We start from the raw sequence: 12,377 nt of genomic DNA on the forward strand, positions 1-12,377 counted from the left end.
AGTTCGCACTTCTGCTCAACAGAATTGTTTCGACGAGTTTCATTCTAAGCAGGCAGGCTGGCGCTATCAGGTTATCACAAGCGCTCTATCACAAAAGTAAACATTCTTCATCACGAAAACCCGCCGTTACGTTTTTTCACCCACTTTTTTCTCTTTAACGTTTTGCAATGTGCCGCCGGGTAGTATAAATACGCATAACCACCGTTATTTCACTTATGGACATCACCGTTGAAACGTAGTCTGCTTTTTACTGCCATGCTGTTTGCGGCATCACTTACTTCTGTCCAGGCGGCTCAGCCGATTGCCGATCCGGTTTTTGCCTCTGATATCGTTGATCGTTATGCCGAGCATATCTTTTATGGTAGCGGCGCCACGGGCATGGCGCTGGTGGTGATCGACGGCAATCAACGCGTGTTTCGTAGTTTCGGTGACACCAGACCGGGCAATAATGTTCGTCCACAGCTTGATTCGGTCATTCGTATCGCTTCGCTCACCAAGCTAATGACCAGTGAAATGTTGGTAAAATTGCTCGATCAGGGAACGGTAAAATTAAACGACCCTCTCAGCAAATATGCGCCTCCCGGCGCGCATGTCCCGACGTATCAAGGCACGCCGATTACGTTGGTCAACTTAGCGACCCATACCAGCGCGCTTCCGCGAGAACAGCCCGGCGGCGCGGCGCATCGTCCGGTATTTGTCTGGCCAACCCGCGAACAACGCTGGAGCTGGCTCTCCACAGCAACGTTAAAAGTCGCGCCAGGCTCGCAGGCGGCCTATTCCAATCTGGCGTTCGACCTGTTAGCCGACGCGCTGGCGACCGCCTCCGGCAAACCTTATACGCAACTGTTTGAAGAAAAGATTACCCGCCCGCTGGGAATGAAAGACACCACGTTTACCCCCTCTCCCGATCAGTGTAAGCGTCTGATGGTGGCAGAGAAAGGCGCAAGCCCCTGTAATAATACGCTGGCAGCCATTGGCAGCGGCGGGGTCTATTCTACGCCAGGAGATATGATGCGCTGGATGCAACAGTATCTGTCGTCAGATTTCTATCACCGTAGTCATCAGGCCGATCGTATGCAAACGTTGATTTATCAGCGCACACAGTTAAAGAAAATCATCGGGATGGACGTACCAGGTAAAGCCGACGCGCTCGGTCTGGGCTGGGTCTATATGGCGCCAAAAGACGGACGTCCTGGCATTATCCAGAAAACAGGAGGCGGCGGCGGTTTTATTACCTATATGGCGATGATCCCACAATATAATATTGGCGCTTTTGTGGTCGTAACCCGTTCCCCCCTCACTCGTTTTACCAATATGAGCGACGGGATTAACGATTTGGTTACTGAGTTAAGCGGCAATAAACCGATTGCTATTCCTGCATCCTGAGTCGTCGCGCCTCGCGCTATATCAGACGAGGCGCAACATTTTTGTTAATATTCGGAGGGCAAACGGTTAATACTGATCAGTTTGCCTTTATTCATTTCAATGTAATTACCCTTACGCAGGGCCGCGAGAACTTCCGCCACCACCGATCGCGATACGCGCGTTCGTTGATGAATATAATTCATAACACCAATACGTGAGCGAAGTTCTTCATCCCACTCAATCATTGTCATTAACGTCGCACGAATCTGGTCGTAAGAATTATTACCAATGAGCTGCTTGTCACGAAGTTCCAGTACCTGGCTTTTCCATACTAACCAACAGAAGGCCTCACGCCACAGTTGGTTCTGCTCAATGATGGCGAGAGTTTGTGATGATGAGAGGCGATAACCGATGCAACCGCTCTCCGCAATTAATTTATATTGTGCCTCTTTTTTCGCCACACCATCGGCTAAGCCGAAAATAAAGGGAGCCTGCACAATACCAATAAGAACTTTATCACCCCGAACTAACGAAACAACCCCCTCTAAAATAACAAAGGTATGGGTATTACTTTCATCAGGTGAACAGATAATCTCTTTATCGTTAACAAACTCGAAACGCGTACCATGCTTAGAAAGGCATTTATCGAGTCTGTTGAATTCCTGTAGTGGCTTGCTTAAAGATAACATATGCATTCCTTGCAATAATGCCCGTCAAGTCCTTGACGGGCATTTTTCAGTTTAAATTACCTTTATTTCTCCTGAGAGAAAATGATTACCAGGTATATTTAACACCAACGTTTGCAGACCAGTCTTGATCAACATCACCGCCGCCGAGGTAGTTAGCATCGGTGTAGGCGCTGAAGTTCTTCGTGAAGCTGAACTGAGTACCCAGACCAACACGTACCGCAGAACCTTCTACGCCGTTGTCGATAGAGTCGCCGTTTACGTCAGCATCGTTGTTGGAGTCGTCGTAAACGTAAGCCAGTTTGAAGTACGGCGTCAGCGCCTGATCTTCGCTGTAAGTGAAGGTATAACCTGCATCTACACCGATTTCATAACGCATGCTGTCGTAGGACTGACCGTCAACTTTCATGTCGTTGCTCAGCTGGTAGTCGTCGCCAGACTGGAACAGACCGGATACGCTGCCGTAAGGCGTTACGTAGCCTGCATCACCCAGCTTCAGATCATAACCCAGTTTCAAGCCAAAGCCCCAGGCGTCAGAAGAGGTGTTGCCGTCAACGTAAGTACCGTCGCTCATGTTAGCAGACAAATCGTTGTTGAAGTGAGAGTAGCTCAAGTTACCATCAACAAAGATGTTGTTTGCGAAACGAGCGGAAGAGTAGATGTAGGCAGACTGGCTGTCCTGATCCACCTGACCGGTACGATCGCTCAGATCGCCTTTCGCGAAGCCTGCTGCCGCACCAACGATCCACTTAGCGTTGTTACCGTCAACTTTGGTATCAACACCGACCATGATGCCATTAACATCCTGATCGTAGTTAATGGTGCCGTTGTCGCCGTTGAAGTTACCGCCGAAGTAGCTTACCCATGCGCCGCCGTTATCCGCCAGGCCATGACGAGCGTTGGTCAGACGAGTACCAACGGTGTCTTGTTCCAGGTTCCAGATATTGGTGTTCGCAGAAGGAATGCTCAGCGCCATGTTAGCGTAGTCGGTCAGTTCCATCTGTTCCAGCACGACAGTGTTGCCTTCCTGCTTAGCCTGATAGGTGTAAGCACCCAGGTCAGCTTTGTTTGCTGCAGAGAAGGTTGCGTCGGTGTTTACGTCATTGACATAAATCAGCTCGTTGCCTTTGTAATCTGCAACAGAACCGGCACCAGTAGCGTTGTCGATGCGAACTTTATAGTTACCGGTAGCCGCTACAACATTGTCAACAGAGCTGTTATCCAGTTCGTCGCCGTTGTTGATATCGCCATTACCGTTGATGGTCAGGTGACCGTCAGAGTTCATCGCGATAGTACCGTAACCATAGTTAGCCTGAGTGGTATCCCAGGTACGGTCGTTCACCAGGTCAGCGTTCAGAACATAATCGCTGCTATGGATATTGAACACACCAGAAACAACATTACCGTTGTGATCAGCAGTATTGCCGCTGGTCAGTTCCAGTTTATCAGTGCTGAATACTTCGGTATCAAACTGACCAACATTCACATCCAACATACCACCGTTAGTTACAGTAATGGTATTGGCATACAGATTGGAATAAGTGCTCCATCCAGTAGATTCGGTCAAACCAACAGTACTATAGGAGTCAATTGTCAGGTGATCGGTGTCAACATAACCATCTTCACCAATGTTCAGTGAAGAACCATTAGTCAAATTAATGGTGTCTGATGTTAAATCAGAATTAGAAACATTAACCTGAGAACCATTGTTTACAGCCAGAGTATCAACAGTCGAGTCCCCAACGGTGTCCCATTCAGAACCATTGTTCAGCGTCACGTTAAACACGCCGCTCTGGAAAACTTCATTACCAACGATACGATTCCAGGCATTATCTTCCAATGTTGCGCCTGGAGTAAGGCTGTTCGTTTCAACATCATACATACGGGACGTTGTATCAACAGTATAAGTCGCCTGACCAACCCACTTACTGCCATTATCAAGTGTAAGGTTCAGTTCGTCGACGTTGAGGCCGTCATCAGCCCAGCCATGGTTGGTATCAGGAACACCATCACCGTTAGTATCATCACCATCTTCATCGAAATTGAGGTTCCAGGTACTGGTAAATTTGACATCACCCATCAGCGTAGAATTACTGAAGTACACATTGTTCTTCATTGCATAGTCTGAAGCACCATTGTCATCAGTGAAAGATAATGCAACGTCGCCAGCACCAGTATAATCGCTCGGCTCATCGGAATTGCCAAAGTGACCTGTGCCAAAAGTACCAGTGTCAGTAGTATAAGCACTATCCAGGATATAATCTGAACCGGAAGTTACAGTAGAGTCAAATACATTAATATTGTTATCCCAGTTATGGGATTCCGTCGTGTAAGTGTTGTTGTAAGTATTTCCCTGAGACAAGGCAATACCTGCAACACGGGAATTGTTGGAAATATTGATGTTACTTTCTACATCAAGATTCACCGCCACGCCTTCGCTGACATCGAATGTTTCATTTGTGTACTTAGTTACATCACCATCCTTATAGGAATCAGTGAAGTAAAACGCTTCATAATCATCATCAATGGTGGAATTAGCGATGTTCAGCGTGAACACATCACCGTCATACCAGTTTCCGTCAACAGTATCAGTACCGTTGTTGAACCGATAATATTCAGAATACCCATCGTGATCCAACGTATCAAAACGATCGTAATAACCAATCGGCAGCATGGAAGTAATCGAGCCATGAATAACTGAATTACTAATATTCAGCTCATTACTGGTTGCGTCATTATAATCATGGTTCAGATAATAGGTAGAAATCGTACCGTTAACAGTGTCACCGTTGAACGTCTGATCGAAATCACCATTGGCATTGTTGTAGTAAACGAAACCGCTATAGTTTACATAGTTACCATCAACAGTGCCTGCGGCATCCATATTATTCCAATCAAGCGCGGTGGTAGGATTGTCGTAATAAGTCCAGGTATCGTAAGTAGTAGCATTCGCCTGAGAAGTGATTGCCAGAGTGCAAGCCAATGCTAATTGTGAGACTACAAGTTTCTTTTTCCAGGAGTGCATTTGTCATCCCTCCTCAGGGACGTAATATAGTTGATCCATCAATTATCAATGCATAAAAACATATAGATGTTTAGCAAGGAGGATTATGCGGCGTCATTGCTAAAAGGTTCAATTATTCTTTATCCTCAGTCCGGATTCGGACATGAATTAAAAAGACGTAATAAAAGGAAAATAGATAATTAAAAATCATTCTTTTTCATGAGGTTACAAGAAAATAAAAAAATAAAATACATATGAGATAAATATGGATTAAAGAAAAATAAAATAAATATGAATAATGTTAAAACCCACATTTACTTAAATGACGATGAAATAAAACTAAAAACAACGTAAAACTAATTCTTATTTAAAATGATATAGTACCTGAGGTATTAATCTCCGGTATATAAAAGAAGCGCCATGTTCTGCCGCCGCTGGGGCTGCGCCTGCTACGTTAAGGACCGTTTTCGTAAAACATCTGCCTGCAGATTCAGGTATACTGGGCCTTCGATTCCACAAACATCAGGCAGACCATGACAGACCTTATCCATCGCCCTCGCCGCCTGCGCAAATCCGCTGCGCTGCGCGCTATGTTTGAAGAGACAACACTTAGCCTGAACGACCTGGTGTTGCCGATCTTTGTTGAAGAAGAACTCGACGATTACAAAGCTATTGATGCCATGCCCGGCGTAATGCGTATCCCGGAAAAGCAGCTGGCGCGAGAGATTGAACGTATCGCAAATGCTGGTATTCGTTCCGTTATGACCTTCGGCATTTCCCACCATACTGATGACACCGGCAGCGATACCTGGAAAGAAGACGGTCTGGTGGCAAGAATGTCCCGCATCTGTAAGCAAACCGTGCCGGAGATGATCGTCATGTCCGACACCTGCTTCTGCGAATACACCTCGCACGGCCACTGCGGCGTGTTGTGCGAACACGGTGTGGATAACGATGCGACGCTGGCCAACCTCGGCAAGCAGGCCGTTATCGCGGCGGCGGCTGGAGCAGATTTTATTGCGCCCTCCGCGGCCATGGATGGACAAGTCCAGGCTATCCGCCAGGCGCTGGATGCCGCCGGTTTTACCGATACGGCAATAATGTCCTACTCCACCAAGTTCGCCTCTTCTTTCTACGGCCCCTTCCGTGAAGCAGCGGGTACCGCGTTAAAAGGCGACCGCAAGACGTATCAAATGAATCCGATGAACCGCCGTGAAGCGATTCGCGAATCACTGCTCGACGAAGCCCAGGGCGCGGATTGCTTAATGGTGAAACCGGCCGGCGCGTATCTGGACGTGCTGCGTGAAATCCGCGAACGCACAGAGTTGCCGCTTGGCGCTTACCAGGTGAGCGGTGAATACGCCATGATTAAATTTGCTGCTATGGCTGGCGCCATTGATGAAGAAAAGGTCGTGCTGGAAAGTCTGGGCTCGATTAAACGCGCCGGCGCCGATTTGATTTTCAGTTACTTCGCGCTGGATCTGGCTGAGAAAAATATTCTGCGTTAATTCTGTTACAGGGCGGCGCGCTGCCGCCCTTTCCCGACGTTCCCCCCCCCCACTATTCAGTCGCTGACGCTAACCCGTTGCCGGACGCGGCTTATCGGCTTACGGCTATTCCTCGATCGCCTGGCGAATTTGCTGCAACGATGCGGGATCGTCAATGGTTGTCAGATCGCCCGGATCGCGGCCTTCACAGATTGCCTGGATCGTGCGGCGAAGCATCTTTCCGGAACGCGTTTTGGGGAGCTGCGAGACAAACCAGACATGCGCCGGACGACCAAAGTGACCGATCTGGTTGTCCACCAGCGCCATAATCGCTTTTTCCTCGTCGCGCGCCGCCTCGCGATCCGCCAGCGTATCGCTCTGCTTCGGAATGACAAACGCCACCGCCACCTGCCCTTTCAGAGCGTCCTTTATCCCCACCACCGCCACTTCCGCTACGTTCGGGTAGCTGGAGATACTTTCTTCTATTTCTCGCGTCCCCAGCCGATGACCCGCAATATTAATCACATCATCGGTACGGCCCAGAATAAAGTAATACCCCTCGGCATCGCGGATTCCCCAGTCGAAGGTGGCATAAACCTGACGGTTAAACAGCGACCAGTAAGTCTTCACAAAACGCGCATCGTCGCCCCAAATAGTCTGAATACAGCCCGGCGGCAGCGGCCCTTCGATCACCAGCATGCCTTTTTCATTTATGCCGCAAGGTTCGCCGGTGACTTCATTGAGTAGCTGGACGTTATAACCGTACATCGGCACGCCGGGACTTCCCAGACGCGACGGCCTGTCGTCCAGCGCGCGGGCCAGCGCCATGATCGGCCAGCCGGACTCCGTCTGCCAATAATTGTCGATAACCGGCACACCCAGCGTCTCCGTCACCCAACTGGCCGTCGGCTCGTCCAGCGGCTCACCGGCCAGATAAAGCGCCTCCAGCGAGGAGAGATCGTGATTGCGGATTTGCGCCGTCGGGAATTTTTTCAGCACGCGAATCGCGGTCGGGGCGGAAAACATCCGGTTAACCTGGTATTTCTCGACAATTTTCCACCAGACCCCGCAGTCCGGGTACGTCGGCAGTCCTTCGTAAACAATAGTCGCCATGCCTGCCAGCAGCGGCGCGTAAACGATATAGGAGTGGCCGACGACCCAGCCGATATCCGATGCGCAAAAGAATACGCCGCCCACCTTGCCGCCAAAAATGGTGTCCATCGAGGTTGCCAGCGCCACCGCATAACCGCCGACGTCGCGCTGGACGCCTTTCGGTTTGCCGGTAGTGCCGGAGGTGTAAAGAATGCATGAGGTTTCATTGGATTCCAGCCACGCCACCGGCACGCTCGCGCCGAGATGCTGCTGGCGCAACGTGGCAAAATCCAGATCGCGCCCATCCACCCACGCCATTTTCGCCAGCCCTCTGTCCACCAGCAGAACGTGTTTCGGCTGATGCTGCGCCTGCGCAATAGCGTCATCAAGCAGCTTTTTATACGGCAGGATTTTACCGCCCCGCGCTCCGGCATCCGCCGACACAATCAGCGCCGGTCTGGCATCGTCAATGCGCGCCGCCACGCTGTGCGAGGCAAAACCGCCAAAGACCACCGAATGGATCGCACCAATGCGCGCGCAGGCCAGCAGGGTTATCTGCGCTTCGGCAATCATCGGCATATAGACCAATACGCGATCGCCACGCTGCACGCCCAGCGACAGCAGCATAGCGGCCACAGCGTTGACTTCATCATGCAACTGGCTGAAGGTAAATGTACGCTCTTCATCGGTCTCTGATGAGACGGCAATCAGCGCCAGTGCCTCCGGCTGTTTATCCCGCCAGCGGTCAACGGCGTTATGACATAAGTTAGTGGTGCCGCCGCAAAACCAGCGGGCAAACGGTGGACGGCTATGATCCAGCGTCTGCGTAAACGGCTGTCGCCAGTCGATACGCCGGGCCTGCTCGGCCCAGAACGCCTCCGGTTCGTTAATGGAACGCTGATAAAATTCGCTAAAAGACATCACGCTCTCCTGTTGAACTTACGCCTTACTGCTGGCTGGCTCAGATGACATATAAATCGAGGTATTCGTTAACCGGCATCTGCTCCAGGCGGGCTCTGTCCAGGGAGACATCCAGAATGCGTTGCTGCTGGCGAGTCGGGAACTGACGCGCCAGGTTAATTTTAAATTTTTCGATAAGCTTCGGAATACCGTCGGCGCGGCGACGCGCATGACCAATCGGATACTCCACGACAACCTCGCCAAAGCGTGAGCCATCAGTAAACTCCACGGTGATCGCATTGCCGATAGCACGTTTTTCCGGGTCGTGATAGTCGGCGGTAAAAGCCGGATCCTCATAACACACGATTTTCTCGCGCAGGGCGTCAATACGCTTGTCCTGCGCCACCTCGTCTTCATAATCCGCCGCGGTTAACCGTCCGAACAGCAACGGCACGGCGACCATATACTGGATACAGTGATCGCGGTCCGCCGGGTTATTGAGCGGGCCTTTTTTATCGATAATGCGGAGACAGGCTTCGTGGGTGCGGATGGTCACTTTCTCGATATCCGCTGCCGTTTTACCCGCGGCCTGCATCTGCTCATACAGCGTCATCGCCGCTTCGACGGCGGTTTGCGAGTGGAATTCTGCCGGGAAAGAAATTTTGAATAGCACGTTTTCCATCACGTAGGAGCCGTAAGGACGCTGGAAACGGAACGTTTCACCTTTGAATGAAACGTCGTAGAAGCCCCAGGTTTTGGCGGTGAGCGCCGAGGGATAGCCCATCTCTCCGGTTTTCGCCATCAGCGCCAGACGTACCGCGCGCGAAGTCGCATCGCCCGCCGCCCAGGATTTGCGCGTACCGGTATTCGGCGCATGACGATAAGTGCGCAGCGACTGGCCGTCGACCCACGCCAACGATACCGCGTTGAGGATCTCATCGCGCGTCAGCCCCAGCATTTCAGCGACCACCGCGGTCGAGGCCACTTTGACCAGCAGCACATGATCAAGCCCGACACGGTTGAAGGCGTTTTCCAGCGCGATGCAGCCCTGAATTTCATGGGCTTTGATCATCCCGCTCAATACCTGTTTCATGGTCAGCGGCGCTTTGCCGGCGGCGACGGCGTTGCGTGACAGCCAATCCGCAATCGCCAGAATACCGCCGAGGTTATCAGAAGGATGGCCCCACTCGGCGGCAAGCCAGGTATCGTTAAAATCGAGCCAGCGGATCATCGCGCCAATGTTAAAAGCTGCCTGTACCGGATCGAGCTGGAACTGGGTGCCCGGCACGCGTGCGCCGTTGGGCACCGCCGTGCCTGGCACGATCGGCCCAAGCAATTTTTTACAGGCCGGGTATTCCAGCGCTTCCAGACCACAGCCGAGCGTGTCGAGCAGGCAATAATGCGCGGTGTCGTACGCCACCTTTGAGGTGATGTCGTAGTTCATCACGTAATCCACGATATCGACGATTTCGCGGTCAAATTCCGGGCGGATGTTCAGTTCTTGGGTAGACATAGGGTACGTTTCCTGCGTTTTATTTTTAATAAGAGTGAGTTAGCAACGATCGTCTATCGAGACAAACGGACGATCTTCCGGCCCGGTATAGTTGGCAGAGGGGCGAATAATCTTGTTGTCCTGACGCTGTTCAATAATGTGCGCCGCCCAGCCGGTAACGCGGGCGATGACAAACAGCGGGGTGAACATTTCGGTAGGGACGCCCATCATGTTGTAGGAGACCGCCGAAAACCAGTCGAGATTCGGGAACATCTTTTTGGTTTCCCACATCACCGTTTCCAGACGGTCGGCGATGTGGTACATCTTCAGCGAGCCGCCTTCTTCTGAAAGCTGTTTCGCCACCCGTTTGATCACCTGATGGCGCGGGTCGGCGATGGTGTAAACCGGATGTCCAAAGCCAATCACCACCTCTTTGTTTTCCACGCGTTTACGGATATCCGCCTCTGCCTCGTCCGGCGTTTCATAACGCTGTTGAATTTCCAGCGACACCTCATTCGCCCCGCCGTGTTTCGGGCCCCGCAGCGCGCCAATCGCGCCGATAATCGCGGAGTAGACATCCGAGCCGGTCCCGGCAATCACCCGGCTGGTAAACGTCGAGGCGTTGAACTCATGCTCGGCATACAGCACCAGCGAAATATGCATCGCCTTTTCCCAGCTTTGGGTTGGCTTTTCACCATGCAGCAGATGCAGGAAATGGCCGCCGATGGAATCATCGTCGGTTTCCGGCTGAATACGTTCGCCGTTGTGACTGTAGTGATACCAGTAAAGAAGGATAGAGCTGAGCGAGGCCAACAGCTTATCGGCAATATCGCGCGCGCCGGAGACGGTATGTCCCTCTTTTTCCGGCAGGGTGCAGCCCAGCGCGGAAACGCCGGTACGCATCACGTCCATCGGGTGCGAGGCCGCCGGTAACGCTTCCAGAACGGTACGGACATTGGCGGGTAATCCGCGCAGCGCTTTTAACTTGCTTTTATAAGCGTTCAGCTCGTCGCGGGTCGGTAATTTTCCGTGGATCAGCAAATGCGCGACTTCTTCAAATTCGCAATGCTCCGCCAGATCGAGAATGTCGTAACCGCGATAGTGCAGATCGTTACCGCTTTTTCCCACGGTACACAGAGCGGTATTTCCGGCTGGTACGCCAGACAAGGCGACGGATTTTTTGGGCTTAATGACATGGTTATTATTTTGCAGGATCGTGGTGTCGCTCATAGTGTCCTCGTCATTTTTTTAATGTGTAGGGTATTGAGGCGTGTAAGCCGGATAAACGTAGTGCCATCCGGCATTGCCTGATGGCGGCTTCGCCTTATCAGGCCTACAGGCTACGATTTTTTATTCCTGTACAGCGCGTCCAGCTTCTCTTCGAACTGGTAGTAATTGATGCTTTCGTACAGCTCGTTGCGGGTTTGCATGATGTCGATCACGTTCTTTTGCGTCCCTTCCTGGCGCAGCACGGTATAGACTCTTTCTGCGGCGCGGTTCATGGCGCGAAACGCCGACAGCGGATAGAGCGCCATCGCCACGTGTGCGCTGCGCAACTCGTCGGTCGTAAACAGCGGCGTCGCGCCAAACTCAGTGATGTTGGCGAGGATCGGCACCTGCGCCACGTCGGCGAACTGGCGGTACATCGACAGTTCGGTGATCGCCTCCGGGAACAGCATGTCAGCCCCCGCATCCACGTAAGCCTGCGCGCGATCGAGAGCCGCCTCCAGCCCTTCCACCGCCAGCGCATCGGTACGCGCCATGATCACAAAGTTCGGATCGGTGCGCGCATCCACTGCCGCCCGAATTCTGTCTACCATCTCCTCTTTCGAGACGATCGCTTTGTTTGGACGGTGTCCACAGCGCTTAGCGCCAACCTGGTCTTCAATATGCAGCGCGGCGGCGCCCGCTTTGGCTATGGACTTTACCGTCCGCGCGACATTAAAGGCGGAGGAGCCAAAGCCAATATCCGCATCCACCAACAGCGGCAGCGGGCAAACATCCGTGATGCGACGGATATCGGTTAACACATCATCCAGCGTAGAAATCCCCAGATCCGGCAGTCCAAGCGAGCCTGCCGCTACGCCGCCGCCAGAAAGATAGATAGCCTGATACCCGGCCCGTTGGGCCAACAGAGCATGGTTAGCATTGATCGCGCCGACAATTTGTAATGGATTCTCTTTAGCGAGCGCGGCGCGAAATGCCTGCCCCGGCGAATGTAAAGACATATCTCGTCCTCATGTTAGTAAATTGTTACTCAAGATGTATTCACCAAAGCAAAGGCTATGCCAGGCAAAGAGGCAGCGAGAAAATTAAATACAATGAGATTTAAAAACAGGTGATTACAGTCA

At 51.8% G+C, this 12,377-nt stretch carries 8 protein-coding genes; 2 read left to right on the forward strand and 6 right to left on the reverse strand.

Annotation, left to right across the window (positions count from 1 at the left end; all coding sequences use genetic code 11):
• Positions 1 to 228: 228 nt before the first annotated feature.
• Positions 229 to 1,386, forward strand: a complete 1,158-nt coding sequence (ampH, locus tag NA389_RS08810) for a D-alanyl-D-alanine-carboxypeptidase/endopeptidase AmpH (RefSeq protein WP_000830780.1) — start codon at positions 229 to 231, stop codon at positions 1,384 to 1,386.
• A gap of 44 nt (positions 1,387 to 1,430) precedes the next feature.
• On the opposite strand, the gene iprA is transcribed toward ampH, so the two are convergent.
• Both iprA and NA389_RS08820 read right to left on the reverse strand, forming a co-directional pair.
• Entirely contained in the window at positions 1,431 to 2,054 is a 624-nt protein-coding gene (iprA, locus tag NA389_RS08815; protein WP_000950236.1) for a hydrogen peroxide resistance inhibitor IprA, read from the reverse strand.
• 85 nt (positions 2,055 to 2,139) lie between these two features.
• Complete coding sequence (locus tag NA389_RS08820; RefSeq protein WP_000556521.1) at positions 2,140 to 5,076, reverse strand: autotransporter outer membrane beta-barrel domain-containing protein; 2,937 nt, start codon at positions 5,074 to 5,076, stop codon at positions 2,140 to 2,142.
• 512 nt (positions 5,077 to 5,588) lie between these two features.
• Between NA389_RS08820 and hemB the strand changes: the two genes are divergently transcribed.
• Positions 5,589 to 6,563: a porphobilinogen synthase gene (hemB, locus tag NA389_RS08825; RefSeq protein ID WP_000130724.1), complete on the forward strand. Its 975-nt coding sequence runs from the start codon at positions 5,589 to 5,591 to the stop codon at positions 6,561 to 6,563.
• A gap of 105 nt (positions 6,564 to 6,668) precedes the next feature.
• Here the strand turns inward: hemB and prpE are convergent, their stop codons facing one another.
• From prpE to prpB, 4 genes are all read right to left on the reverse strand, one after another.
• Positions 6,669 to 8,555 (reverse strand): propionate--CoA ligase, encoded by a 1,887-nt coding sequence (gene prpE, locus NA389_RS08830; RefSeq protein ID WP_000010222.1) that lies wholly within the window; start codon positions 8,553 to 8,555, stop codon positions 6,669 to 6,671.
• Between the two features lie 40 nt (positions 8,556 to 8,595).
• Positions 8,596 to 10,047: a bifunctional 2-methylcitrate dehydratase/aconitate hydratase gene (locus NA389_RS08835; RefSeq protein ID WP_000107074.1), complete on the reverse strand. Its 1,452-nt coding sequence runs from the start codon at positions 10,045 to 10,047 to the stop codon at positions 8,596 to 8,598.
• 39 nt (positions 10,048 to 10,086) lie between these two features.
• Positions 10,087 to 11,256, reverse strand: a complete 1,170-nt coding sequence (prpC, locus tag NA389_RS08840) for a bifunctional 2-methylcitrate synthase/citrate synthase (protein ID WP_001285878.1) — start codon at positions 11,254 to 11,256, stop codon at positions 10,087 to 10,089.
• Positions 11,257 to 11,366: 110 nt separating this feature from the next.
• Positions 11,367 to 12,254: a methylisocitrate lyase gene (gene prpB, locus NA389_RS08845; protein WP_000052222.1), complete on the reverse strand. Its 888-nt coding sequence runs from the start codon at positions 12,252 to 12,254 to the stop codon at positions 11,367 to 11,369.
• Positions 12,255 to 12,377: the final 123 nt, after the last annotated feature.

The sequence above is a fragment of the Salmonella sp. NW645 genome (genome assembly GCF_051703725.1).
Classification (GTDB): domain Bacteria; phylum Pseudomonadota; class Gammaproteobacteria; order Enterobacterales; family Enterobacteriaceae; genus Salmonella; species Salmonella enterica.

Coding starts and splice junctions, on each gene's coding strand:
- iprA (WP_000950236.1), bottom strand. CDS start 2,054: ATGTTATCTTTAAGCAAGCCACTACAGGAATTCAACAGACTCGATAAA.
- NA389_RS08820 (WP_000556521.1), bottom strand. CDS start 5,076: ATGCACTCCTGGAAAAAGAAACTTGTAGTCTCACAATTAGCATTGGCT.
- hemB (WP_000130724.1), top strand. CDS start 5,589: ATGACAGACCTTATCCATCGCCCTCGCCGCCTGCGCAAATCCGCTGCG.
- prpE (WP_000010222.1), bottom strand. CDS start 8,555: ATGTCTTTTAGCGAATTTTATCAGCGTTCCATTAACGAACCGGAGGCG.
- NA389_RS08835 (WP_000107074.1), bottom strand. CDS start 10,047: ATGTCTACCCAAGAACTGAACATCCGCCCGGAATTTGACCGCGAAATC.
- prpC (WP_001285878.1), bottom strand. CDS start 11,256: ATGAGCGACACCACGATCCTGCAAAATAATAACCATGTCATTAAGCCC.
- prpB (WP_000052222.1), bottom strand. CDS start 12,254: ATGTCTTTACATTCGCCGGGGCAGGCATTTCGCGCCGCGCTCGCTAAA.